Annotated in this window: 22 protein-coding genes; 9 read left to right on the top strand and 13 right to left on the bottom strand. The window is 61.8% G+C overall.

All coding sequences use genetic code 11. The annotated features are described in order from the left end of the window. Window positions 1–368 precede the first annotated feature (368 nt). The 5 genes from VGU61_RS15960 to VGU61_RS15940 form a co-directional block, all read right to left on the bottom strand. The gene (locus tag VGU61_RS15960) at window positions 369–812 is read right to left on the bottom strand and encodes a nuclear transport factor 2 family protein (protein ID WP_326860189.1); all 444 of its coding nucleotides are present in this window, start codon (window positions 810–812) and stop codon (window positions 369–371) included. A gap of 441 nt (window positions 813–1,253) precedes the next feature. Further along, window positions 1,254–2,390, bottom strand: coding sequence for a UbiH/UbiF/VisC/COQ6 family ubiquinone biosynthesis hydroxylase (locus VGU61_RS15955; RefSeq protein WP_326860188.1), 1,137 nt, complete (start codon window positions 2,388–2,390; stop codon window positions 1,254–1,256). 6 nt (window positions 2,391–2,396) lie between these two features. Further along, window positions 2,397–3,734 carry a Xaa-Pro aminopeptidase gene (pepP, locus tag VGU61_RS15950; protein ID WP_326860187.1) on the bottom strand — a complete coding sequence of 446 codons (1,338 nt, stop codon included), beginning with the start codon at window positions 3,732–3,734 and terminating at the stop codon, window positions 2,397–2,399. Next, on the bottom strand, window positions 3,731–4,450 hold the full coding sequence (murU, locus tag VGU61_RS15945) for an N-acetylmuramate alpha-1-phosphate uridylyltransferase MurU (protein ID WP_326860186.1): 720 nt from the start codon (window positions 4,448–4,450) through the stop codon (window positions 3,731–3,733). The genes pepP and murU overlap by 4 nt, the downstream gene beginning before the upstream one ends. 13 nt (window positions 4,451–4,463) lie before the next feature. Further along, window positions 4,464–5,513, bottom strand: coding sequence for an aminoglycoside phosphotransferase family protein (locus VGU61_RS15940; protein WP_326860209.1), 1,050 nt, complete (start codon window positions 5,511–5,513; stop codon window positions 4,464–4,466). Between the two features lie 79 nt (window positions 5,514–5,592). Here VGU61_RS15940 and VGU61_RS15935 point away from each other — a divergent pair, with 79 nt between their 5' ends. Genes VGU61_RS15935 through rsmA form a run of 4 tightly spaced genes read left to right on the top strand, consistent with a single transcriptional unit; the run spans window position 5,593 to window position 11,146 of the window. Beyond that, the gene (locus VGU61_RS15935; RefSeq protein ID WP_326860185.1) at window positions 5,593–7,788 is read left to right on the top strand and encodes an LPS-assembly protein LptD; all 2,196 of its coding nucleotides are present in this window, start codon (window positions 5,593–5,595) and stop codon (window positions 7,786–7,788) included. Between the two features lie 21 nt (window positions 7,789–7,809). Further along, window positions 7,810–9,294, top strand: coding sequence for a peptidylprolyl isomerase (locus tag VGU61_RS15930; RefSeq protein ID WP_326860184.1), 1,485 nt, complete (start codon window positions 7,810–7,812; stop codon window positions 9,292–9,294). 18 nt (window positions 9,295–9,312) lie between these two features. Next, window positions 9,313–10,326: a 4-hydroxythreonine-4-phosphate dehydrogenase PdxA gene (gene pdxA, locus VGU61_RS15925; protein ID WP_326860183.1), complete on the top strand. Its 1,014-nt coding sequence runs from the start codon at window positions 9,313–9,315 to the stop codon at window positions 10,324–10,326. Between the two features lie 43 nt (window positions 10,327–10,369). Beyond that, window positions 10,370–11,146 carry a 16S rRNA (adenine(1518)-N(6)/adenine(1519)-N(6))-dimethyltransferase RsmA gene (gene rsmA, locus VGU61_RS15920; RefSeq protein WP_326860182.1) on the top strand — a complete coding sequence of 259 codons (777 nt, stop codon included), beginning with the start codon at window positions 10,370–10,372 and terminating at the stop codon, window positions 11,144–11,146. A gap of 1 nt (window position 11,147) precedes the next feature. Here the strand turns inward: rsmA and VGU61_RS15915 are convergent, their stop codons facing one another. After that, window positions 11,148–12,818, bottom strand: a complete 1,671-nt coding sequence (locus tag VGU61_RS15915; protein ID WP_326860181.1) for a SulP family inorganic anion transporter — start codon at window positions 12,816–12,818, stop codon at window positions 11,148–11,150. 203 nt (window positions 12,819–13,021) lie between these two features. Then, entirely contained in the window at window positions 13,022–14,188 is a 1,167-nt protein-coding gene (locus tag VGU61_RS15910; RefSeq protein ID WP_326860180.1) for a M48 family metallopeptidase, read from the bottom strand. Between the two features lie 189 nt (window positions 14,189–14,377). On the opposite strand from VGU61_RS15910, the gene VGU61_RS15905 reads away from it, so the two are divergent. From VGU61_RS15905 to VGU61_RS15885, 5 genes are all read left to right on the top strand, one after another. Continuing rightward, window positions 14,378–15,037 carry a response regulator transcription factor gene (locus VGU61_RS15905; RefSeq protein WP_326860179.1) on the top strand — a complete coding sequence of 220 codons (660 nt, stop codon included), beginning with the start codon at window positions 14,378–14,380 and terminating at the stop codon, window positions 15,035–15,037. Next, window positions 15,034–16,398: an ATP-binding protein gene (locus VGU61_RS15900; RefSeq protein WP_326860178.1), complete on the top strand. Its 1,365-nt coding sequence runs from the start codon at window positions 15,034–15,036 to the stop codon at window positions 16,396–16,398. Before VGU61_RS15905 ends, VGU61_RS15900 begins: the two co-directional genes overlap by 4 nt. Before the next feature lie 560 nt (window positions 16,399–16,958). After that, the gene (locus VGU61_RS15895; protein ID WP_326860177.1) at window positions 16,959–17,363 is read left to right on the top strand and encodes a hypothetical protein; all 405 of its coding nucleotides are present in this window, start codon (window positions 16,959–16,961) and stop codon (window positions 17,361–17,363) included. A gap of 1 nt (window position 17,364) precedes the next feature. Continuing rightward, a complete protein-coding gene (locus tag VGU61_RS15890; RefSeq protein ID WP_326860176.1) occupies window positions 17,365–17,622 on the top strand; it encodes a DUF5985 family protein in 258 nt (85 codons plus the stop codon). A 6-nt stretch (window positions 17,623–17,628) separates the two neighbouring features. Then, window positions 17,629–17,901: a DUF5985 family protein gene (locus VGU61_RS15885; RefSeq protein ID WP_326860175.1), complete on the top strand. Its 273-nt coding sequence runs from the start codon at window positions 17,629–17,631 to the stop codon at window positions 17,899–17,901. A gap of 46 nt (window positions 17,902–17,947) precedes the next feature. Here VGU61_RS15885 and gloA read toward each other — a convergent pair whose 3' ends face one another. The 6 genes from gloA to glyQ form a co-directional block, all read right to left on the bottom strand. Continuing rightward, window positions 17,948–18,337 (bottom strand): lactoylglutathione lyase, encoded by a 390-nt coding sequence (gene gloA / locus VGU61_RS15880; RefSeq protein WP_326860174.1) that lies wholly within the window; start codon window positions 18,335–18,337, stop codon window positions 17,948–17,950. Between the two features lie 28 nt (window positions 18,338–18,365). Beyond that, window positions 18,366–19,307, bottom strand: a complete 942-nt coding sequence (locus VGU61_RS15875) for a SprT family zinc-dependent metalloprotease (RefSeq protein WP_326860173.1) — start codon at window positions 19,305–19,307, stop codon at window positions 18,366–18,368. After that, the gene (locus VGU61_RS15870; RefSeq protein WP_326860172.1) at window positions 19,279–20,064 is read right to left on the bottom strand and encodes a lysophospholipid acyltransferase family protein; all 786 of its coding nucleotides are present in this window, start codon (window positions 20,062–20,064) and stop codon (window positions 19,279–19,281) included. The genes VGU61_RS15875 and VGU61_RS15870 overlap by 29 nt, the downstream gene beginning before the upstream one ends. A 26-nt stretch (window positions 20,065–20,090) precedes the next feature. Beyond that, complete coding sequence (gene gmhB, locus VGU61_RS15865) at window positions 20,091–20,663, bottom strand: D-glycero-beta-D-manno-heptose 1,7-bisphosphate 7-phosphatase (RefSeq protein ID WP_326860171.1); 573 nt, start codon at window positions 20,661–20,663, stop codon at window positions 20,091–20,093. Beyond that, a complete protein-coding gene (glyS, locus tag VGU61_RS15860) occupies window positions 20,660–22,756 on the bottom strand; it encodes a glycine--tRNA ligase subunit beta (RefSeq protein ID WP_326860170.1) in 2,097 nt (698 codons plus the stop codon). Before glyS ends, gmhB begins: the two co-directional genes overlap by 4 nt. A 99-nt stretch (window positions 22,757–22,855) precedes the next feature. Then, on the bottom strand, window positions 22,856–23,767 hold the full coding sequence (glyQ, locus tag VGU61_RS15855) for a glycine--tRNA ligase subunit alpha (RefSeq protein WP_326860169.1): 912 nt from the start codon (window positions 23,765–23,767) through the stop codon (window positions 22,856–22,858). Between the last annotated feature and the right edge of the window lie 12 nt (window positions 23,768–23,779).

Raw genomic sequence — 23,779 nt, 5'->3', positions numbered from 1 at the left:
ATATCGATAATGATGTCAATCCGGTTCGTGAGCAGTGTGTTCTGCGCCATGATTCGTCTACTCGGCGCTGGCCGAAAACATGCTGACAATATTACTTTGGAGCTCGCTTTTTGCCGGTCGACAGGCTATCGCTGATGCACTGATGAAATGTGCCATGCTCTGGATTTGCCTGTACGGCTTGCATCCTATGGCTGTGGGTTTCGGGCTCTCCGGTTTCATGTCGTGAAGCGACGGCCGGAGAAACCGGCGGACGCCTTCCGCCCGTCGCGTTGTTCAACTGCTCGCCAGTTCCGAGCCCGACGAGATCCGCAGCCCCGCAGCCCCGAACCCTCAGCGGGCTGCGGGGCTGTTCGATTGTCATCAATAATTTAGTGGTGGGTGACGGCACCCTTTTGCGGGCTCACAGAGTCCGTGGGCATGAACGCGGCTTCGACAGCGGCGGAGTTGGTGTAATCCTGAAAGCGGATTACCTTGCCGTCTCTCATGGTGCTGATGTGCACCCACGGCGTGTCATAGGTCCGGCCAGTCGACTTGACGCGCCACGTTGAATTGCCGTACACAACCACCTTGTCGCCATCGGCCAGATATTCGATTGGTTCAAACCGCTCGGCATCCTGCGAATCGCTTAGTTTCTGGAAGAATTGCGCAACCTCGGCCTTGCCGTGATAGGTGCCCGAAAATGGAACATATTCCGACTCCAGACTGATCCATTCGATATCATCCGCATAGATTTCCATCAATTTCGCAATGTCGCCGGCCATGAATGACGCATAGGCTTGCTTCGCCAACTGCTTGTTTTCCTCGCTGGTCATGATTGCCTCCTCAAAAGCTTGACCCCTTTCTCCCTGCACGCATCGGTATCATGTTTCTCGATCGCCTTGGCCACCGGATCTTTCGACGATTGCCGGTGCTGAAGGAAAGCATGCTCTTTCCGGGCTCCTCCGCGCTGGCCAACGATGACGCCGGCGAATGAAACCAAAGCAAAGAGGTTCATTTGTTCCTGACCGAACAACCGCACGGCGCGCCTCGGACTCGAGATCGTTACCACAATCAATCTGTCGATAAAAGCCGGTAGGGTAGGACCGGTAGGCGGAAATGCGATGTGAATGAAAATAGTCTATGAAGCGCAACGGAGCTTGCAAGGTGTTTTTGCACGGCTTCATATGGCCATGCATGCGATGCCTGCGATGCCGTGCAGGTTGCTGTAGAGGTCTATGCTGGTTGCGTGCGCTGTAAAAGCGCCCTGCGGCAATTTACCGCTTGCCGAACATCATTTGTTCCGCCAGAAGGCGCTTGGCCGGCTTGATCGCGTCAATAAGTCCGAGCGATAGACCCAGCATCGTCTGTGTCGGCGCGCCATCCGGGGCGCTCGCGAAAATCTGCGCCATGGTGTCGGTGATGCGGATCGTCAGGCTGCGGTCGCTGTGGCGCTGGGTCGCGAAGCGTTGAAGCGCACTGGACGAAATTTCCCTGGAGAGGATTTGCGACAGGACGACGGCATCGCGCATACCCAGGTTCAGGCCCTGGCCGGCTACGGGATGCAATGTTTGCGCCGCATTGCCGATGGCAACCGTTCGTGCCGAAACCATGCCTTGCGCGTTGAGGCCAAGCGGATAGCTGACGCGGGGCGTTGCCGACGTGAAGCGGCCGACGCGCGTGCCGAACGCGCTTCCCAGTTCGGCAAGGAAGTCGCTATCAGACAAGGCAAGCAGCCGCGATGCGGTATCGGGACGAACACACCAGACCAGCGCATAGCCTCCGTCCTGCGGTAACAATGCCAGCGGGCCTTCGGCGGTAAACCGCTCGAATGCGCGTCGGGCAATGGGCGCGCCGGCAGTGACCTGTGCAATGACGGCGGTCTGCTGATAGTCCCGCCGTATTGCTTTTTCCGCCTGTTCCGAAAACGCGCCGCCCTCCGCCTGCACCGCGATCCGGGCAGTAACCGGCGTACGCTCTGCGAACTGGAGTTCGACTTCATCCGCCCGTTCGATCAACTGCGTCACCTGCGCCGGGCGCAGCGAGGCAACCGGGGTATGCTGCAACTCCTTTGCAAGTGCGGTGACCAGCGTGCCGTAACGCGTGACATAGCCGAGAGCCGGGACCTCGTGTTCTTTGCTGGTGATGAGTGTGCGGCCAAAGTGGCCGCGCCGCGAAACATGGATTTCGTGAATCTCGTCGACGGCAAGCGGCCATGCGCCGATCTGTTCGAGGATCTGGCGGCTGCCGAAGGAGAGGGCGATCGAGCGCGGATCCTGTGCTGCCTGCTCGACCAGTTTCGCATCGACCACCGCGATGCGCGATGCCGGCACGCCACGTTTTATCAGCAGCAATGCGAGTGCCATGCCGACAGGCCCGCCGCCACAAATGGCGATGTCGTAATCCGCCGCCATCGCGTATCAGTGCCGCATCAACGCTTCGATGTCGTCGACGCTTTTAGGCGCGCCGCTCGTGAGGATGTCGCAGCCGTCGGCAGTGACCAGCGCGTCATCCTCGATGCGGATGCCGATATGCCAGAACTGTTCCGGCACATCGTCGGCCGGCCGCACATAGATCCCCGGCTCAATGGTCAGCACCATGCCGGGTTGCAGCGCCCGCCAGGGTTTTTCTTCGCCCGGCGCAACGTTGCGGGCTTCGCGGTATTCGCCGACATCATGTACATCCATGCCCAGCCAGTGGCCGGTGCGGTGCATGTAGAACTGCCGGTAGACGCCTTTCTCGATCACGTCTTCCAGGCTGCCAACCTTGTTCTTGTCCAGCAGGCCGGTATCCAGCATGCCTTGAGCAAGCACCTTGACCGCCGCATCATGTCCGGACATGAAGTGCTTGCCCGGACGGGTGTCTGCGATGGCGGCAGCCTGCGCGGCCAGCACGATTTCGTACAACGCCTTCTGCGGGCCGCTGAACCTGCCGTTGCCGGGGAAGGTGCGGGTGATGTCGGACGCATAGCTGTCGAGTTCGCAACCGGCATCGATCAGCACCAGGTCGCCGTCCCTGATTTCGGCGTCGCCTGCGCGATAGTGCAGCACGCAGGCATTGGCGCCGGTGGCGACGATGGAGCCGTAGGCCGGATATTGCGATCCGTGGCGGCGGAATTCATGCAGCAGTTCGGCTTCGAGCTGATACTCCCGCAGTCCCGGCCGGGAGATGCGCATCGCCCGGCAATGCGCTTCGGCGGAGATCGCGGCTGCGCGCCGCATGATGGCAATTTCGTCTGCGTCCTTGAACAATCGCATCTCGTCGAGCAGGACATGCACATCGTGCATCGCCGACGGGGTCGCCACGCCGGCGCGTGCCTGCATGCGCACCGTCTGCAGCCATTGCTGGATGCGGGTATCGAGCTTGTGGTCGCTGCCGAGCGAATAGAACAGCGCCGGCGCATCGGCCATCAGTTTGGGCATTTCCACGTCCAGTGCATCGATGGCAAAGGCGGCGTCGAAGCCGAACTTCTCGCGCGCCGCCTGCGGGCCGTAACGATAGCCGTCCCAGATCTCGCGCTCCAGATTCTTGTCGCGGCAGAACAGGATGGCCTGGTCGGTCTTGCCGGCCACCAGCACGATGACCGCTTCCGGCTCGGTGAAACCCGACAGATAGTAGAAGTAGCTGTCATGGCGATACGGATAATCGGCATCGCGGTTGCGCATCACTTCGGGCGCGGTCGGAATGATGGCCACGCCGCCGCCTTTTTCATGCATCTGGGCCAGCAGTCTTGCGCGTCGGTCGGCATAGGGTTTCATGGTTTCATTCTTTCAACGATGGGTGCATTCAATTGCGCCAGGCGCTCCGGCGTGCCGACATCGGTCCAGTCGCCGCGGTACAGTTCTCCGCCCACCTGTCCGCGCGCGGCATACTCGCGCAGGATGGGCGCGATCTGCGCCGACTGGCCGGCTTCGACGGCATCGAAGATTTCCGGCCGGTAGACGCCGATGCCGGAAAATGTATGGCGCGGATCGCCGTCATTGGCGATCGAGAAACTGTGCAGCGCGAAATCGCCTTTCGGATGATGCGGGGGATTCTTCACCAGGTAGAGCCAGGCCACATCGCGCTTGTCGGCGGGATGCGGGTTGCCCCACATGTCGTTGTCCTGCAGCGCGGTCTTGACCTGTTCGTAATCGAAATGCGGGCAATACACATCGGCGGCGATGGCGACGAAGGGTTCCTCGCCCAGCAGGTGGCGCGCTTTCGCGACGCCGCCGGCGGTTTCGAGCGCGGTGCCTTCGGCCGAGTAGACGATGCGCGCGCCGAATTGCGTGCCTTCACCAAGCGCTTCCTCGATCATGTGGCCGAGATGCGCGTGATTGATCACGATATCGGTGATGCCGGCACGCACCAGATTGAGAATGTGCCAGACGATCAGGGGACGCCCGCGCACCTTCAGCAGGGGCTTCGGACAGGTATCGGTGAGCGGACGCATGCGCTCGCCGCGGCCTGCGGCGAAAATCATGGCTTTCATTGATGTGCCTTAATCAGAAGGTATAACCGACCTGCGGCGCTTTTTCTTCAAGCTGGTCCAGCAGCCGCACCAGCGGCATCAGTTCCTTGTAGCGGGCGGCAGCCTTGCGGGTGTATTCCATCACCAGCGGCAGGTCCTTCAGATAGGCGTCCTTGCCGTCGCGGTGGAACAGGCGGGCGAAGATGCCGAGCACCTTCAGGTGCCGCTGCACGCCCATGAATTCGAAGTCCTTGTAGAAGGCGTCGATATCGCTGTTGACCGGCAGGCCGGCCCGTTTCGCGAGTTCCCAGTAACGGATCGCCCAGTCGAGCACCATTTCCTCATCCCACTGGATGTAGGCATCGCGCAGCAGCGACACCAGATCGTAGGTGATCGGGCCGTACACCGCATCCTGGAAATCGAGGATGCCGGGGTTGCCCTTTTGCATCACCATCAGGTTGCGGGAATGATAATCGCGATGCACGTACACCTGCGGCTGCGCGAGGTTGTTGGCCAGCAGGGCGTCGAATACCTTGTTCAGCTCGGCGGTCTGCTTGTCGTTCAGCGTGACGCCCAGATGCTTGCCGATATACCAATCCGGAAACAGCATCAGTTCACGCAGCAGGAGCGCGCGATCATATTCGGGCAACACGTCCGGCTTGCTCTGCGCCTGGATCAGCACCAGCGCGCCGATTGCATCGAGATACAGCTTATGGGCGGTGTCGTGGTTGAGTTCGTTGAGATAGGTCGTCGCGCCGAGATCGGACAGCAGCAGGAAGCCGTTATCGACATCCTGGGCCAGGATGCGCGGCACCGCCACGCCTGCTTCGCCGAACAGTTGCGCCACATGTACGAAAGGGCGTACATCCTCCTGGGGAGGCGGGGCATCCATCACGATCAGCGTGGCGCCGCCATCGGTATCGGATTGCGCCGCGGAATCGGCATCGACGCGGAAATAACGGCGGAAGCTGGCATCGGAAGAGGCGGGGCGGATTGAGTCCACTTTGACCGGATTGCCCGGCAGCGCGGAAAGCCATTGCTTTAATTGAATGAGACGGGGATCGGGGGAGTGCTCTGAGGACATGGACAATACGTTTGAGGGCAGTGAGTTCCCATATAATAAGGGATTCAACTCAAAAAATCGCCTGCCAGCCTTTCTTTTCATGACCTGGTTTCCCGCATTTCCTCCCTCGCAACGTTTGCTTCGTTACCTGACTGCAGTCGTTGCGGCGGCAGCGGCGCCGACGCTCGTATCAGCTCAGACTTCACCAAAAGGCATCACCGACGAAGAAAAAAATGCACCGGCAAACGTCAGTGCGGAAAAAATGACCGGCCGCCCCGACCGTGACGTGGTCCTGGAGGGCGATGTCGAGATCATCCGCGGTCCCACCACCGTCAATGCCGATAAGGCAACCTACCGCGTGGCGGAAGACGAGGTGGAGGCGGTCGGCAATATCCGCATGCGCCGCTTCGGCGATACGTACACCGGCGACGAATTGCGGTTCAGGATGGACGCGGGCGAAGGCTATGTGCTGCGCCCGACGTATCAGCTGGAATTGAACAACGCGCAGGGCAGCGCGGAGCGGATCGATTTCGAAGCGCGCGACCGCGCCACGATCACCGAGGGTTCCTACAGCACCTGCGAAGGTCCCGATCCCGACTGGTACCTCAAGTCCGGGCGGCTCAACCTAGACTCCGGCCGCGACATCGGCACCGCCTACAACACAGTCGTGTACTTCAAGGGCGTACCCATCCTGGCAGCACCGGCGATGTCCTTCCCCTTGTCGGATGCGCGCAAGTCGGGCCTGCTGCCGCCGACGGTCGGCACCACCAACACCGGCGGCCTGGAAATCACCCAGCCGTACTACGTGAACATCGCGCCCAACCGCGACCTGACGCTCTATCCACGGCTGATCGCCAAGCGCGGCCTGCAGCTCGGCGCCGAGGGCCGTTATCTCGGTGAAACCTATGCCGGGCAGACGAGCGTCGAGGCGTTGTTCAACGACCGGCAAAGCGGCACCGACCGGTATGCGATTTCATCTGTCCATACGCAGAGCCTTGCGCCCGGCCTGTCGTACTCGTGGAATCTCAATTCCGCGTCGGACGACAATTACCCGAGCGACTTCGCGCGTTCGATCACCAATGCATCGCAGCGGCTGCTGCCGCGGGACATGAACCTGGTGTACGGCAGCGCTTACTGGAGCGCGTCGGCCCGATTGTCGAACTTCCAGGTGTTGCAGGACCCGGTAGTGCCGATCATCCGCCCGTACGACCGGCTGCCGCAACTGACCTTCCAGGCGGGACGGCAGGATGTGGCCGGTTTCGACTGGACAGTCGATTCGGAGCTGACGCGTTTCTGGCATCCGGACCTGGTGCGCGGCGACCGCATGTTCATCAATCCACGCATTGCTTATCCGATCCTCCGGCCCGGTTACTTCATCACGCCGAGACTGTCGTTGCACGCCAGTACCTACAACATCGATAACCGCACGCCGGCCGCCGGCCGCAATCTGGACCGGGTGCTGCCGACGTTTTCGGTGGACAGCGGACTGGTCTTCGAACGCGATACCAAGTTCTTCGGCCAGGCCATGACGCAGACGCTGGAGCCGCGCCTGTTCTATGTGCATACGCCGTATCGCGACCAGAGCAGGCTGCCGATTTTCGACACCGCGGAAGCGGATCTCAGCTTCGCACAGTTGTTCAGCGAAAACCGCTTCATCGGCAACGATCGCATCAGCGATGCCAACCAGCTGACCACCGCGCTGGTGTCGCGTTATATCGAGTCGAGCGGCGCCGAACGTGCGCGCTTCGCCGTCGGCCAGCGATTCTATTTCGACGAGCAGCGGGTGACCATCGGTGGTGCGCGAAATGAAAGCCGTTCGGACCTGCTGATTTCCGCCGCCGGCCGCATATCCAACGAACTTACCGCCGAAGGCAACGTCCAGTACAGCGAAAGCCTGCGCAACACGCGCCGTGCCAATTACGGTGTCCGCTGGCAACCCGGCCCGGCTCGCGTGCTCAACCTGCAATACCGCCGCGACCAGCCGAACCGGCTGGAGCAGGTGGATATTTCCGCTCAATGGCCGCTAGCGGCGCGCTGGTACGGCGTCGGACGGGTGAACTATTCTTTGCCGGACAGCAAGGTTGCGGAAGGCTTGCTCGGTTTCGAATATAAGGCGGACTGCTGGATCTTCCGCCTCGTCGCCCAGCGCACTCCAACCGCGACCGGGCAGGCAACATCGGCGCTGTTTTTCCAGCTTGAGTTGAATGGTTTGACGCGTCTGGGTTCCAATCCGCTGGATGCATTGCGCTCCAGCATTCCGGGCTATCAGATGATCAACCAGCCCAGCACTCCCTAACAACGCATTGCGGACTTTCCCATGAAACTTCATCGCTCCAGGCAACAATCCAGAACCGTACGGTCCGGCCTTTCGCTGGCAGGCATCTTCCTGATTGCGGCGGCAGGCGTGGTGCCCACCGCATCGGCCCAGTTCAAGCCGGGCCTCGGGCCGGGTTTGACGGCACCTGCCGCCACGCCGGGCTTCACGCCGCCCGCCGCGCCATCGTCCACGCCTCCTGCGGGAGCGCCGGCGCAGGCCGCCAAACCCCGGGTGCAATTGGCGGATGCCATTATTGCCGTCGTGAACAATGAAGTCATCACCATGCAGGAACTGATAGACCGTTCGCGCATGGTGGAGCGCCGCATGCGAAACCAGGGTATCTCGCTGCCGCCCCCGGCGGAACTGCAGCGCCAGTTGCTGGAGCGTATGATCGTCGATCGTGCCCAGTTGCAGCTGGCAAAGGAAGTCGGCATCCGGGTCGATGATCTCATGCTCGACAGGGCGATTTCCCGCATCGCGGAGCAGAACAAGATGTCGTTGCAGGAATTCCGCGACCGCCTCGAACGCGAAGGCACACCATTCAACCGCTTCCGCGAGGAAATCCGCGAGGAGATCATCATGCAGCGGCTGCGCGAACGGGAAGTCGACAACAAGATCCAGATCACCGAATCGGAAGTCGACAACTATCTCGCCGTCGACAAGGGCGCCACGCAAAACCAGCAGGAATACAATCTGGCGCAGATCCTGGTGCGCATTCCCGAGAATGCGACGGCGGAGCAGATCGCCGAGCGTCGCAAGCGCGCGGATGAAATCCTTCAGCAAGTCAGGTCGGGCGGCGATTTCGCCAAGATCGCAGCGACCTACTCCGATGCCAGCGATGCGCTGACCGGCGGCGATCTCGGCTGGCGCAACCAGGACAGGCTGCCGCAACTGTTTGTCGACACGATCGCCGGCCTGAACCAGGGCGATGTGTCGCCGGTCGTGAAAAGCGCCAACGGCTTCCATATCCTGAAACTCGTCGGCAAGCGCAACGCCAGCGCGGCGGACAATGCCGGCTCGGCCGCATCGGTGCAGCAGACGCGGGCACGCCACATCCTGATCAAGACCAATCAGGTCGTCACGCCGGCCGATGCGCGCCGCAAACTCGCCGAGATCAAGCAGCGGCTGGACAACAAGGCCGCCAAGTTCGAAGACCTGGCCAAGCTGTTCTCCAATGACCTGTCGGCGTCCAAGGGCGGCGATCTGGGCTGGATCTATCCAGGCGATACCGTTCCCGAATTCGAGCGGGCGATGGATGCGCTGAAGCCCGGTGAAATCAGCGAACCGATCGAATCGCCGTTCGGCTTCCACCTGATCCAGGTGCTGGAGCGCAAGAAGGACGACGTCTCGAAGGAACGCCAGCGCCTGATCGCCCGCCAGGCGATCCGCGAGCGCAAGCTTGACGAAGCGACCAATGAGTGGCTGCGCCAGTTGCGCGATCGTGCCTATGTCGAATACCGCTTCGACAATGTCGATGCACGCTAATCTGCCGACCGCAATCCTGTGAGCCGTCGTCCCGCCATCGCCATCACCTGCGGCGAACCCGCAGGCATCGGCCCGGAGATCGCCATCCGGGCGGCCTGGGATCTGCGGTCCCAGGTCAACGGCGTTCTCATCGGCGACTCCGCCTTCCTGGCGATGACGGCGGCCGACATCGATGCATCGATCCGCCTGACGGCGGTATCGCTGCAGGCGGTGCGCCACAGTGGCCTGCCGGATTTTCCTGCCGGGCAGATCGCCGTGATCGATTGTCCGCTCGCCACGCATGTCGTGCCCGGGACGCTCGACGCGCGCAACGGCCGCGCGGTGCTGGACACGCTCGACATCGCCATCGAATGCGCCGTGCAGCGCCGGGTGGAGGCGATCGTCACCGCCCCGCTGCAGAAAAGCACCATCAACGATGCCGGTGTGCCTTTCACCGGCCATACCGAATACCTCGCCGAAAAAACCGCGACGCCGCAGGTGGTCATGATGCTCGCCGGCGGCACGCCGCCGCTGCGGGTGGCGCTGGCGACCACCCATCTCGCACTCAAGGATGTGTCGGCGGCCATCGGCTTCGACAGCCTGATGCGCACGCTGGACATCATTCATCATGACCTGAAAACCAAGTTCGGCCTGCCATCGCCGCGCATCCTGGTCACCGGGCTGAACCCGCATGCCGGGGAGGGCGGTTATCTCGGACGCGAAGAGATCGACGTGATTGCGCCCGTCATCCATGCCGCGCGTGCGAAGGGCATCGACGCCACCGGTCCCTATCCGGCGGATACGCTGTTCCAGCCGAAATACCTTCAGCAGGCAGATTGCGTGCTGGCGATGTACCACGACCAGGGCCTGCCGGTGTTGAAATACGCCAGCTTCGGGCGCGGCGTCAACATCACCCTCGGCCTGCCGATCATCCGTACTTCAGTCGATCACGGCACCGCGCTCGATCTGGCCGCCAAGGGGATCGGTCACGCCGACCACGGCAGCATGATGGAAGCGATCGGCATCGCGGCCCAGATGGCGCAATCGGCCTGATCACCTTGTCCCGCGACACCCACTTCCCTCTCTTCCTGATTCGATGAACCACATTCCCCGCAAGCGTTTCGGTCAAAACTTTCTGACCGACCAGGGTGTCCTACACGACATCATCCGCGTCATCGACCCGCAGCCGGACGATGCGATGGTTGAAATCGGGCCCGGCCTCGCCGCCATGACACGCCTGCTGCTGGACTCGCTCCGGCAGCTGCATGTGGTGGAGCTCGATCGCGACCTTGTCGAGCGCCTGCGGAAGAATTTCGATCCGGCCCGGCTGATCATCCATGCCGGTGACGCCCTGCAATTCGATTTCGCATCGCTTCCGGTGCCGGCGGGACAGCGCCTGCGCGTCGTCGGGAACCTGCCGTACAACATCTCCAGTCCGCTGCTGTTTCACCTGACGCAGATCGCGCCGCAGGTGCAGGACCAGCATTTCATGCTGCAGAAGGAAGTGGTGGAGCGCATGGTTGCCGAGCCGGGCAGCAAGACTTACGGACGCCTGTCGGTGATGCTCCAGTGGCGCTACCAGATGGAGCTGATGTTCATCGTGCCGCCTGCCGCCTTCGATCCGCCGCCGAAAGTCGATTCGGCGATCGTGCGCATGATCCCGGTTGCGCAGCCGCTGCCATGCGACGCCGAAACGCTCGAGCGCGTGGTCACCAAGGCATTCACCCAGCGGCGCAAGGTATTGCGCAACTGCGTAGGCGACCTGTTCACCGAAAACGAATTGATCGATGCCGGCGCCGACCCGCAGGCGCGCCCGGAGACCGTCCCGTTGGAACAGTTCGTCGCGATGGCCAACCTGCTTCGGGCGCGCTGAGCTAATCCGCCGCCGGCTTGTTCGATGCAAGCGCCAGAACTGCCTGCCGATCGGTGGGAAACAGGCGGTCGCGCCGCAGCGCGGCGATCATGCCTGCGCCTTCCATCACATCCCACACCTGTTTTTTAATCCCGGAGAAGTACAGGTCGATTCCTGCGCCCTGCAGGCTCGTCCGCAGGGATTCCAGCATGTCGACGCCGCTGGCATCGATGCCGTTGATCGCACTGGAGCAGATCAGGACCCGGCGGACATCGGGATGGGTGCGGCAGTGCTCATTGATGAAACGCTCAAGCGCGGCAGCGGTCAGGAAGTTGAGCGCGGCGTCCAGTCGTACGGCCAGCAGGTCGGGCGCCAGTGCCGGAAGGTTGAAGCGGTTGCGGTCGCGCAGGGTGCCGTCCGGATGCAGGCTGACTTCGATGACGCGTGGCTCGGTCAGCCGGTACAGGTAAACCGCCATGGTGAGGCCGACACCAACGAAAACGCCCCAGTGCAAGCGCGGCATGGAGAACAACGTCGCAACGAAGGTGGCGACGGCAATGCCGCCATCGATCCGCGACACTGCGAATACCCGCCGGATGGCGCCGACGTCAATCAAGCCGAACACCGGCACGATGATCATCGCCGCCACCACCGAGCGTGGCAGGTAGAACAGGTAATCGGTCAGGAACAGCAGGCTGAACAGCACGCAGGAGGCGGCAAACAAATTCGCCCACGCGGTCTGGGCGCCCGCATACAGGTTCAGCGCCGACCGCGAAATCGATCCGCTCACCGGAAATGCGCCGCTGAAGCCGCTGGTGATCTTTGCGAGCCCCTGCCCGATCAACTCCTGGTTCTCGTCCCAGCGCGCATTGGTTTTACGGGCAAGCATGCGGCAGCTCGACATCGCCTCGGTGAAACTGATCAAGGCCAGCACCAGTGCGGCCGGCCACAACTCCTGGTGACTCGTCAGCGAAATCTGCGGCGGCAACAGCAGCGACGGCAGCCCCGACGGGATGGCGCCGATGACCGCGCCGCCGCGGCCGACATAGTCGAGAGCGATACTGGCGGCGATGCCGATCAGGCTAACCAGCAGGATGCCGGGCGCACGCGGCAGGTAGCGCTTGAAGCCGAGCAGGAGCAGCAATGCCACGCAACCGAAGGTAGTCGGCCATGCCATTTGGGAAAGCGGGAATTGCCAGAAAAGAAGATCGGGCGCGCCGAGCAGCGCAGGAACCTGCGACAGGATGATGATGATGGCCGCCGCATTGATGAATCCGGCCATGACCGGTTGCGATACCAGGTTGGCGATCCGGCCGAGCCGAAAGGCTCCCAGCAGGAGTTGGAAAATGCCTGCATAGATGGCCAGCCAGATCGCGAGCGCGACCCATGTATCGCTGCCCGGTGCGGCCAGCGGCGACAGCGCACCGAAGGACAGCAGGCTGGTCAATGCGACCGGCCCGACGGCCAGCAGGGCGGAAGAGCCCCACAGGATGCCGATCAGCGCCGGAAGCAGCGCCGCGTACAGTCCGGTCTGCGGCGGCATGCCGGCCAGCGTTGCGTAAGCAACCGCCTGCGGGATGAGCACCAGCCCCACGCTGAGTCCAGCCCATGCATCGCGCCGCAGCGAAGCGGCGGTAGGCCGGGGCCATTTCAGGAAAGGCAGCAGACGAACGAGCAGGGTGCCGTGGTTCATACAATCCCGTTATGTATGGCGGGTGGGCCGGCTAGCGGCCTTGTTGCAAAATGCGATGCGCGCGTAGCGGCATGTCGTTCCCGGAGGACATCACCTTTCTCGATTGCCGGACGGTGCGCCACCGGATTCTCGCTTGCGAACCTCTTCGCGGGAATGACTGCAAATTACAGGTAGTGTCTCCAGAACGGGTTGAACTTTATCAGTCACGGCACCATCGCCTGCTTGCGATGACGCTTCCATTTGATCGCTTCCAGCGTCTGATTCATTACCGACACGCGGTAAGCGGTGGACGGGTGCAATGCGGTATAGCTGTTCGGCATTGTCGCCGGATGGCCGGCCGCGAGCCGCTTCCAGAAATCGATCGTGCCGGCGGTGCCGTATCCCGCACGGGTCAGCATGTACAGCGACAGCTTGTCGGCGGTGGCATCCAGCACCGGCGAGTAAGGCTGTAACGCCGGCATGGACGCCGGAGCGCTCCGGTCTTCCCGCAACACGCGCAGCTTGTTGATGGTGCTGCTCATGCGTGGCCGGTCCGACCGTGTCAGTGTATTGTGGGCGATTTCCTTGGAAAGCACATAGGCCAGTTCCTCGTCGGTACGGACGAAATTCAGCATGCCCCGGTTGATCATCACGCGGAAACCGTCCGCATAGCTGTTCACCAGGTCCGAATCGCCCAGTTCGATGCCGAACGCGCAGGCATTGGTCAGCGGCGTGGCGATGCTCAACTGTTCGCCGTTGCGCTCCACGTTGAGAGTCACGCTGCTGCGGCCGCGCATTGCCGCATTGACAAGCACCGCGCCGTCCCGCTCCGCGTTCGGTCCCTGCGACAGCGGCTTGCCGTCGACCGCCAGCAGGACATCACCCTTGCGGATGCCGCTGCGTTCGGCGCCGCTTCCCGGCAGCACGTCCATGACCTTCAACCGTTCATTCAGTCCCAATGCAGACTGCGCTTCAGCCACGAACCCCTTGCCGTAGGAATACCGCGTCTTGGCAGTCAGGCCAAGCAGGTTGCGTGCTTGCCGTTTGCACAATGCCGTATTTTCGATCAGCAGCGGCGCGGCCACCCGGTACAGACGGCTTTGCTGGTCGACCCAGCCGCTCAGCAGAGCCGCTTTTTCCGGCGATGGCGGCCGTTGCGGCGCAGGGGCGGACTGGGCTGGCTGGGGAGAGGGAAGCGGTGCGGCAGCCGGTGTTTCCATAGCGTCGCGGGCGGGAGGCTGTGTCGTTGGCTGGACCGCGCACGCCGTCAGCACGGCCAGAGAGAGCATCGACAGGCGCCTGAAACAGGCGGGGGAACCACGAAAGGAAATGCGTATCGCCATAGGCATGAAGATTGGGAAAACAAGGTTGATCTGTTGAATCGCGGGCATGTTCCGGCACTGCACTTTATGCAGAGGCGGAACCATGGCGCCGGATGTGAGACAAAGTACTGCAATATGTACTGCAGCAGCCGGCGTGCGTTCGTATGCGCCGTTGCGCTACACTGCATCCGGAAACCGGGCAAAGCAGGGCTTATTATATTGCCTCGACATCAAACATGGCATAGGCACCACATTCCGATGAAAATCCTGCTTGTCGAAGACGACCTCATGATCGGCGAAAACATCCAGATCGCCCTTGACGGCGAAGGCATTGCGGTCGACTGGGTGACCAGCGGCAGTGAAGCGGAAGCGGCGGTCGGTACACAGGCCTATGACGCGCTGCTTCTCGACCTCGGATTGCCGCAGAAGGACGGCATCGAGGTGCTGCGCGGATTGCGTGCCCGCGGCAAAACACTGCCGGTGCTGGTCATCACTGCACGCGACACCGTGCCCGACCGGGTGCGGGGACTCAATAGCGGCGCCGACGACTATCTCGTCAAACCATTCGATCTCGAAGAACTGATCGCCCGGCTGCATGCCCTTGTCAGAAGGGCGCGCGGGCGCACCGAGCCGGTCTATCGCAACGGCGACGTCGAGGTCAATGCCGCCACCAGGGAAGTCATGGCCGAAGGCCGACAGGTCATCCTGTCGGCGCGCGAGTGGGCCATCCTGGATGCGCTGATTGCGCGGCCCGGCGCGATCCTGTCGCGCGCCCAATTGGAGGAACGCCTGTACGGCTGGTCCGGCGATGTCGAAAGCAATGCGGTCGAGGTGTACATCCACGGCCTGCGCAAGAAACTCGGCCAGCAGCTCATCATCAATGTCCGCGGCGTGGGCTACATGGTGGAAAAGACATGATCCGCTCGCTGCGTGTCCGGCTCCTGCTCTTGCTCGGCGCGGCGATCACGATCGCCGCCGTGGTGCAATTCATCACGTCCTTCCGGGTGGCGACGGAGAAGGCCGACAAGCTGTTCGACTACCACATGCAGCAGATGGCGATCGCGCTGGAGGACAGCGGTTTCGAGAGCGCCGCATGGCCGAAGATGTCCGATTCGGACGATCCCGGATTCGATTTCGTGATCCAGATCTGGACCGATGACGGCGTGCGCGTCTATCAATCGCGCACCTATCGTTCGCTGCCGCCGCGCACCGCGCTCGGCTATTCCAATGTCAATCTCGACAACGGCGACTGGCGCGTCTATACGGTGCAGACCGATACACGGGTGGTGCAGGTATCGCAGAAAATGCAGGCCAGGCATGACCGTGCGTTCGCACTGGCGCTGTCGGCGGTGTGGCCGGTACTGCCGGTTTCGCTCCTGCTGTTCGCGGCTGCCTGGTGGGTGGTCACGACGGCGCTGTCGCCGCTGAACCGCATCGGCCACGACCTTGCCAACCGCAATGCCGATTCGCTGGCGCCGGTATCGGATGAGGGCGTGCCGCAGGAGGTGTCGCTGCTGGTCGGTGAACTGAACCTGCTGCTGGCCCGCATGTCGCAATCGCTGGAATCGCAGCAGCGCTTCGTGGCGGATGCCGCGCATGAGCTGCGTTCGCCGCTGACCGCATTGAAACTTCAGGTCCAGACGCTGGCGCGGGCGAAGGATGACAATGCGCGCGAACATGGCATCGCCCGTCTGCTGGGCGGTGTCGACAGGGCATCGCGCCTGGTCGAGCAACTGCTCGCACTGGCACGCCAGGACCCGTCCGTAAAGGACTTCGAACGCACCGAAGTGTCGCTGCCCGCCTGCATCGAACAAGCGGCGACCGATGTCGCGCCGCTGGCGCTGGCGCGGCACATCCACCTCGAATACGATGACCTGGCGTCCGCGATCATCGCCGGTGATCTCGACAGCCTGCGCATGATGATGCGTAACCTGGTGGATAACGCGGTGCGCTACACCCCGGAACATGGCCGGATCCGGATCGGATTGGCGACTGAGGGCGATGCGGCGGTGTTGCGGATCGAGGACTCGGGCCGCGGCATTCCGGAATCCGACCGCGAACGGGTATTCGACCGTTTCTACCGGGTGCCCGGTACCAGTGCCAGCGGCAGTGGCCTCGGACTTGCCATCGCCAAGGCGATTGCAGACCGGCACCAGGCTACCATCGAACTCGGCGAATCGGCTCTCGGCGGACTTGCGGTCCGGATCACCTTCCGGCCGATCATCGACGATGCCATCGCCACACCTTCCATCAGGACAAGCTCCGCCGCAGCCGCCTGATCCCCTCGTCGTGCATGGATGCTCGTACGAGCCGCCTGCGCTAAGTTTCCCTTAAGCTTTGTCGTGCATCATGGCAACCGTTCTGCCGATCGGACGCACGGCTGCAGGCTCTCCCGCCACGCGCCGGCACCTTTTCCAGCACAGCACATCTTTCTTCGGCCCGTCCGGATTCCCCAAGGCGGACGGGTTCTTTTTGCAAACTATCCTCAGTCGGCAGGCGCGATGCAGCAGGGCTCCGGCATCAATTCGATGGTGAAGCAGCAGTGGTTTTCAGCAATGGGTTTTTGCCAGATCTTGCCGGGCCTTCCGTTGCGCGAGGCGTTTCGTTCGGCGCTTCGCGCAGGCTGCCGCTCATCGCCAGATAGAAAGAAACATCCCATGTCGCTCCGAATGTTCCGACTGTCATTGCGCAGGCCCATCCCAATCCGTGCATCCGTTCGCAAATCGCTGACAGCGTCCGTCCGCCCGAATGGCCGGGCCGTCGATTGCGGGATATCACCGCTAACAATTTCCCTCACACTGTTTCCGGCGACCTGCCTGCAAGCATCTGGACAATGAATATGGGAAGGGAGCAAATCCCCGGCGACGTGCAGCGCTTCATCCTCACCAGTATTCCATCGGTCCCCTTCCTGGAAGCGATGCTGTTGCTGCGCAGCGACGCGGGCGCGGGACATTGCTACGACGCCCGGCGGCTGGCGCAAAGACTTTACCTGAGCGAAAAGGCGGCTGCTGCACTGCTGGTGGAGTTGCACCAGGCCGGGATACTTGCCGCCGATGCCGGCGATGATGCGGAGTGCGTCAGCTATCGATATCAGCCGTCATCCGAAGATCTGAATGACATGATTTCACGGTTGGCCGGTGCCTATGCGAAGAACCTGGTCGAAATCGCCAATCTGATTCATTCAAAAGTCGGCAAGAAAGCACAGCAGTTCGCGGACGCTTTTATATTCAGAAAGGACGGATGAGATGGCTGCGTTGGTTTATGCATTGTGTGCATTGACTGCGTTTGCCTGCAGCGCGCTGCTGCTTCGGGGTTATTTCAGAACGCGCCATCGCCTGCTTTTCTGGAGTGGCCTTTGCTTTGCCGGCATGCTGGTCAACAATTTGCTGCTGGTCCTCGACCGGGTGGTGCTAGACGGTACGGATCTGCTCATCTGGCGGCAGGCGACTGCGCTGATTGCGCTGCTGCCCTTATTGTATGGACTGATCTGGGACGAGGAGTGAAGCCGTATGAATGAGATTCTGGTTGGCGCCACCGCTTGTGCCACAGCTGTCGCCGGATTGTTTTTCCTCCGTTTCTGGCGGAGCACGCGGGACCGCTTTTTTCTCTACTTCGCGCTATCTTTTTTCATTGAAGGATTCAATCGCGTGCTGATCGGCGCACAGGCTGAAGCCAGTGCCGGCATCGCGGGATACTTTTTCTACTTGTTGCGGGTGCTCGCCTACGGGTTGATCCTGCTGGCCATCTGGGAGAAGAACCGGCGCTCCGGAAAAAGCGGATGAGTTGCCCGCCGGCGTTCCGATCCGATATGCGCCAGGCGGTGACCGCTCAGGCCGCCTTGCGCTCGATCAGCTCGATCTTGTAACCGTCCGGGTCCTGCACAAAAGCGATCACCGTCGTCCCGCCTTTCACCGGACCGGCTTCACGGGTAACGTTGCCTCCTGCTGCCTTGACCGTTTCACAGGTCTTGTAAGCGTCTTCCACCGCGATGGCGATATGGCCATAGGCTGTGCCGATGTCATAGCTGTCGGTGCCGTAGTTGTAGGTCAATTCCAGTTCGGCATGATCCGGATTATTCCCGTAGCCAACAAAGGCCAGCGTGTATTTCTGCTCCGGGCGGTCGGTGGTGCGCAACAGCTTCATGCCGAGAACCCTGGTGTAGAAATCGATGGAGCGCTGCAGGTCGCCGACGCGCAGCATGGTATGAAGAATTCGCATGATGTATTCCTGATAGCGTCTGCAAGATTCAAAAGATTGGCAATGTTTCAGGCGCATGCTCGCGCAGTGCCCTTTTCGCCGATTGGAATTCCGGAAATACGGATTGTACGGTCGACCAGAAACGCGGGCTGTGGTTCATTTCCCGCAGGTGCGCCAGTTCATGCGCCACCACATAATCGATCAGCGGCAGTGAAAAATGGATCAGTCGCCAGTTGAGCCGTATCCGTCCATCCGCGGTGCAGGAGCCCCATTGCGTGGTCGCCGACGAGAGTGAAAATTTCTGGTAACTGACGCTGAGCTTTTCCGCATACAGCGGCAGCCGCTCGGCGAAAATCCGCTTGGCCTGGGTTTGCAGCCAACCCTGCACCCGGTCCTTCAATTGCTGTTCTTCCGCGTCCGGCGGCAGGCATACCGTCAGTTCCCGGGTGTCGTCATTGAAGGCGATGCCGGCGCCCTGCTCGGTGATGATACGCAGGGTGATGTCGCCGCCAAGGTAGGGCAGGGTGGCGCCGTCGCGCCATTGCATTTGCGGCTGCAGGCGACGGGCGGAGCGTTCACGCCGTTCGACGAGCTTGGCGAAAATCCAACGCTGCTTTTCACGGATCGCGCTTTCAATCTCCGCAATCGTCACCCATCTCGGTGCGGTGATGCGCAGGCCTTCATCGTCGATCAGAAAGCCGATGGTGCGGCGCTTTGAACGCAGCAGCCGGTATTCGAGAATGTGATCGAGGATATGCATGCGCCGCCGCGGCGTGAGCGACACGCCGGCGCCGTTCCCGGTCGGTGCCGGAAACAGTTCCGGCATGCTGGCGGGCGGCGAATGCGATTGTGCGGAGTTCGATTGCGACCCCGGTTCATGCTTCGGCGCCGGCTTGTCGACCGTTGGCTGCGAAGAACAATCGGGTGAAAAAAAATCGAGCTGCAGTGCGAGCTGCTGTGGATCAGGCGGAGTCTGGCGAAGCAGCTTCAAGGGTATGGGTAACTTTATCGTTGGAGTAGATGCCGGGCGAGGAAATCACCCGCATTTCGGATTCTATCCAATTTTCAACTTGTTGCATGAGCTCTGTTGCAGACCGTCCCTGCGGCGAGATCGGCTTGCCGATCGATACGGTGATCACGCCGGGTTTCTTGATGAAGGAATTCTTCGGCCAGCATTCGCCGGAGTTCACCGCGATCGGCACCGCCAGCGTATTGGTCTCGATGGCGAGTCGCGCGCCGCCGCTCTTGTACCTGCCGCGCTGGCCGACAGGTATGCGCGTCCCTTCCGGGAAGATGATGATCCACTGGCCGTCGGCCAGGCGCTTCTTGCCCTGCTCGACCACTTGGGCAAACGCATCCTTGGCCTTGCTGCGATCGATCGGGATCATGCGCATCAGGGCGATGCCCCAGCCGAAAAAGGGAATGTAGGTGAGTTCCTTCTTGAACACGAATACCGGCGGGCGCGGCATCGTGAAGCAGTAGAAAATCGTTTCCCAGGCCGACTGATGCTTGGACAGCAACACCACCGGGGCATCAGGCAGGTTTTCCATGCCTTTCACCTGGTAGCGGATGCCGCAGATGGTTTTCGCGGCCCAGATGATGAACACATTCCAGCGGACCGTCATGTAATAGCGCCGGTTGTAGGACAAGGGCGCAAACAGGAAGCACAGCGGCGCCCAGATGACGGTGGCCACGATCATCAGGAGCGAGAACAGCAGCGAGCGAATGAACAGGGTGATGGTTGACATCGAAACTCCGGAATGAATGGCAGCGCTCAGCGCGCGGAACCGCTGGTGGTTTTCAGCAAATGGTCGACGACCGCTGCCAGATCGGCATGCACCGTGGTGCCGGGCGGCAGTCCTCCCTTGGCACGCGTCTTTTCGCCCTTGCCGGTCAGCACCAGGTAGGGGATGCAACCGGCGACGAAGCCGGCCTGCAGGTCGCGCAGGGAATCGCCGACGTTCGGCACGCCCTTGAGGTTAACGTCGAAGCGGTGCGCGATTTCATGCAGCATGCCCGGTTTCGGCTTGCGACAATCGCAATTGTCGTCGGCCGCATGCGGGCAGAAAAAAACGGCGTCGATGTCGGCGCCGGCCATGTGTGCCGCGGCATGCATCTTCTGGTGGATGGCGTTCAGCGTCACGATATCGAAAAAGCCGCGGGCAATGCCCGACTGGTTGGTCGCCACCACCACCCGGTAGCCGGCCTGGTTCAGCCGCGCGATCGCTTCCATCGATCCCGGTATCGGAATCCACTCGCTCGGCGACTTGATGAATTCATCGGAGTCGTGGTTGATCACGCCGTCCCGGTCGAGGATGATCAGCTTCGTCGGCGCGACTGGTGTCATGCCGCCAGCTTGGAGATGTCGGCTACCCGGTTCATCATGCCGTGCAGGTTGGATAACAACGCGATGCGGTTATTGCGCAACTGCTCGTCGTCCGCCATCACCATCACGTCATTGAAGAAGGCATCGACGTTGTCCCGCAAATGCGCGAGCGACTTCAGCGTGCCGGTGAAGTCTCCGCCGGCGAATGCGGCATCGACCTGCGGCTTCAGTTTCGCGATGGCGCTGTACAAGCCTTGTTCCGCCTGTTCCTGCAGCAGGTTCTGCTGCACATCGCCGGTTGCGCCCTCGGCCTTTTTCAGGATGTTGGTGATGCGCTTGTTGGCGGCGGCGAGCGATTCGGCTTCCGGCAATGCGGCGAAGGCCTTGACCGCATCGAGACGCTCGACGATGTTGTCGAGGCGGTCCGGATTCTGGGCGACGACTGCTTCGATTTCATTCTGCGCAAAACCGCGTTCGCGCAGCAGGCCGCGCAGGCGGTCGAACAGGAAGGTGGTGATGTCCGCTTTCTGGTTCTTGAAATTCGCATTGCCGTCGAACAGGCTTGCGGTCCCGGACAGCAGGCTGTCGATCGACAGCGGCAGGCGTTTCTCCACCAGCATGCGCAGGATGCCGAGCGCATGGCGACGCAGCGCGAACGGGTCCTTGTCGCCGGTCGGTTGCAGGCCGATGCCCCAGATGCCGACCAGGGTTTCGAGCTTGTCGGCCAGGGCGACGGCGGTGCCGGTCGCCGTCGCCGGCAATGCGTCGCCTGCGAAGCGCGGCTGGTAATGCTCGGAGATCGCCTGCGCCACTTCCTCATGTTCGCCGTCATGGCGCGCATAGTAGGTGCCCATGATGCCCTGCAGTTCGGGGAATTCGCCGACCATGTCGGTCAGCAGGTCGGCTTTCGCCAGCAGCGCACCGCGCTCCGCGAGCGCGGTGTCGTTGCCCAGCAGCTGAGCGATCCTGCTTGCAAGAGTCTTGACGCGCTCTGTGCGCTGACCTTGCGTGCCGAGCTTGTTGTGATACACGACGCTGGCCAGGCCGGGCACCCGCTCGGCGAGCTTTTTCTTCTTGTCCTGCTCGAAGAAGAACTTCGCATCCGACAGGCGCGGACGCACCACGCGCTCGTTGCCGCCGATGATGTGTTCCGGATTGGTCGTGTCGAGATTCGATACGATCAGGAAGCGGGAACGCAGGCGGCCGCCGGCATCGGTCAGCGCAAAGTATTTCTGGTTGGTCTGCATCGTCAGGATCAGGCATTCCTGCGGTACCGAGAGAAACGTCTCTTCAAAGTTGCAGGCATACACCACCGGCCACTCCACCAGCGCGGTCACTTCATCGAGCAGCGCTTCCGGCATCAGCACCGCGTCGCCGCCTGCCTTTTCGAGCAGCGCCGCACGAATTTTTTCCTTGCGGGAGACGACGCCCGGAATGATCTTGCCCTGCGACTGCAGCACATCCGCATACGCGTCCGCGTTCGCGATCTGCAGTTCGCCGGCCGCAAGGAAACGATGACCGAGCGTGGCGCGTCCGGCCTGCAGGCCGAGCAGCGTGACGGGGATGATATCCGCACCGTGGAGCGCGATCAGCTTGTGCGCGGGACGGACGAACTGTACTGTCGAGCCGTCCGGTCGCTGGTAACTCATCACCTTGGGGATCGGCAGCTTGGCGACCGCATCCTCCAAGGCAGCCTGCAGGCCGCCCTGCAATGCGGAGCCGCGTGCGGTGTAGGTGTAGAAGAAGCTTTCCGCCTTGCCGTCCGGCGCGCTTTCGAGGTCCTGCGGCCGGATCTCGCCGACGCCGGCGGTCTGCGCCAGGGCTGCCAGTTTTTTCAGCAGTGGCGCGGCGGGCTGGCCCTCGGCATTCAATGCGACGGATACCGGCAGCACCTTCTCGCGAATCGATTTATCCGGCGACATCGCGCGCACGCTGGATATCGATACCGCGAGGCGTCGCGGCGTGGCATAGCTTATTGCAACGGAATCGGTATCGAGGAAACCGCGCGACGCCAGTCCGGCGGAGATGCCGGCGGCGAATGCCTCGCCCAGTTTCGCCAGTGCCTTCGGCGGCAGTTCTTCGGTAAGCAGTTCGACTAAGAGTGTTTGATTCATTTTTGTTGTCGCTCCCGCACGGGCGGGATTCAGGTAATGACCATCAACGAGGCGGACTTCAAGGCTTCATTTGTCCATCGGGCGTTCGGTGCAGTAGCGTCATGCCGCCTGCCGCGCATCACCGCACATCGGGAAGCCGAGCTTTTCACGCGATTCGTAGTACGCCTGCGCCACCGCCCGCGACAGATTGCGGATGCGGCCGATGTAGGCGGCGCGTTCGGTCACGGAAATGGCGCCGCGGGCGTCGAGCAGGTTGAAGGTATGCGCGGCTTTCAGGATCATTTCATAGGCCGGCAGCGCGAGCGGCACTTCCAGCAGACGCTTTGCCTCGGACTCGTAATTGCCGAACAGCGAGAACAGGAATTCGGTATTCGAGTGTTCGAAGTTGTAGGTCGATTGCTCGACTTCGTTTTGATGGAAGACGTCGCCGTAGGTCAGGCGCTTGGTGACGCCCTGTTCCTGCCATTCTGTCCAGACGAGGTCATAAACATTCTCGACGCCCTGCAGGTACATCGCCAGCCGTTCGATGCCGTAGGTGATTTCGCCCAGCACCGGTTTGCAGTCAAGGCCGCCGACCTGCTGGAAATAGGTGAACTGCGTGACTTCCATGCCGTTCAGCCACACTTCCCAGCCGAGGCCCCAGGCGCCCAGCGTCGGGTTTTCCCAGTCATCCTCGACGAAGCGCACGTCGTTCTGCTTCAGGTCGAGCCCGAGCGCTTCGAGCGAACCGAGGTACAAATCGAGAATGTTTTCCGGCGCCGGTTTCAGCACCACCTGGTATTGGTAGTAATGCTGCATGCGGTTCGGATTCTCGCCGTAGCGGCCATCCTTCGGCCGGCGCGACGGCTGCACATAGGCCGCGCGCCAGGGCTCTGGCCCGATCGCGCGCAGGAAGGTTGCGGTATGCGAGGTGCCGGCGCCGACTTCCATGTCGTAGGGTTGCAGCAGCGCGCAACCTTGCGCATCCCAATACTCTTGCAGCTTGAGAATGACTTGTTGAAAAGTGAGCATTTTTTGTTCCCA

This window comes from Noviherbaspirillum sp., assembly GCF_035944575.1.
Taxonomy (GTDB): Bacteria; Pseudomonadota; Gammaproteobacteria; order Burkholderiales; family Burkholderiaceae_D; genus Noviherbaspirillum.
The sequence above is the reverse complement of the archived record's forward strand: the minus strand, read 5'-3'. Positions and strand labels throughout refer to the sequence as shown.

What these genes read in the sequence shown, in the direction of transcription:
- VGU61_RS15960 (WP_326860189.1), bottom strand. Translation starts at nt 812, where the DNA reads ATGACCAGCGAGGAAAACAAGCAGTTGGCGAAGCAAGCCTATGCGTCA.
- VGU61_RS15955 (WP_326860188.1), bottom strand. Translation starts at nt 2,390, where the DNA reads ATGGCGGCGGATTACGACATCGCCATTTGTGGCGGCGGGCCTGTCGGC.
- pepP (WP_326860187.1), bottom strand. Translation starts at nt 3,734, where the DNA reads ATGAAACCCTATGCCGACCGACGCGCAAGACTGCTGGCCCAGATGCAT.
- murU (WP_326860186.1), bottom strand. Translation starts at nt 4,450, where the DNA reads ATGAAAGCCATGATTTTCGCCGCAGGCCGCGGCGAGCGCATGCGTCCG.
- VGU61_RS15940 (WP_326860209.1), bottom strand. Translation starts at nt 5,513, where the DNA reads ATGTCCTCAGAGCACTCCCCCGATCCCCGTCTCATTCAATTAAAGCAA.
- VGU61_RS15935 (WP_326860185.1), top strand. Translation starts at nt 5,593, where the DNA reads ATGACCTGGTTTCCCGCATTTCCTCCCTCGCAACGTTTGCTTCGTTAC.
- VGU61_RS15930 (WP_326860184.1), top strand. Translation starts at nt 7,810, where the DNA reads ATGAAACTTCATCGCTCCAGGCAACAATCCAGAACCGTACGGTCCGGC.
- rsmA (WP_326860182.1), top strand. Translation starts at nt 10,370, where the DNA reads ATGAACCACATTCCCCGCAAGCGTTTCGGTCAAAACTTTCTGACCGAC.
- VGU61_RS15915 (WP_326860181.1), bottom strand. Translation starts at nt 12,818, where the DNA reads ATGAACCACGGCACCCTGCTCGTTCGTCTGCTGCCTTTCCTGAAATGG.
- VGU61_RS15910 (WP_326860180.1), bottom strand. Translation starts at nt 14,188, where the DNA reads ATGCCCGCGATTCAACAGATCAACCTTGTTTTCCCAATCTTCATGCCT.
- VGU61_RS15905 (WP_326860179.1), top strand. Translation starts at nt 14,378, where the DNA reads ATGAAAATCCTGCTTGTCGAAGACGACCTCATGATCGGCGAAAACATC.
- VGU61_RS15900 (WP_326860178.1), top strand. Translation starts at nt 15,034, where the DNA reads ATGATCCGCTCGCTGCGTGTCCGGCTCCTGCTCTTGCTCGGCGCGGCG.
- VGU61_RS15895 (WP_326860177.1), top strand. Translation starts at nt 16,959, where the DNA reads ATGGGAAGGGAGCAAATCCCCGGCGACGTGCAGCGCTTCATCCTCACC.
- VGU61_RS15890 (WP_326860176.1), top strand. Translation starts at nt 17,365, where the DNA reads ATGGCTGCGTTGGTTTATGCATTGTGTGCATTGACTGCGTTTGCCTGC.
- VGU61_RS15885 (WP_326860175.1), top strand. Translation starts at nt 17,629, where the DNA reads ATGAATGAGATTCTGGTTGGCGCCACCGCTTGTGCCACAGCTGTCGCC.
- gloA (WP_326860174.1), bottom strand. Translation starts at nt 18,337, where the DNA reads ATGCGAATTCTTCATACCATGCTGCGCGTCGGCGACCTGCAGCGCTCC.
- VGU61_RS15870 (WP_326860172.1), bottom strand. Translation starts at nt 20,064, where the DNA reads ATGTCAACCATCACCCTGTTCATTCGCTCGCTGCTGTTCTCGCTCCTG.
- gmhB (WP_326860171.1), bottom strand. Translation starts at nt 20,663, where the DNA reads ATGACACCAGTCGCGCCGACGAAGCTGATCATCCTCGACCGGGACGGC.
- glyS (WP_326860170.1), bottom strand. Translation starts at nt 22,756, where the DNA reads ATGAATCAAACACTCTTAGTCGAACTGCTTACCGAAGAACTGCCGCCG.
- glyQ (WP_326860169.1), bottom strand. Translation starts at nt 23,767, where the DNA reads ATGCTCACTTTTCAACAAGTCATTCTCAAGCTGCAAGAGTATTGGGAT.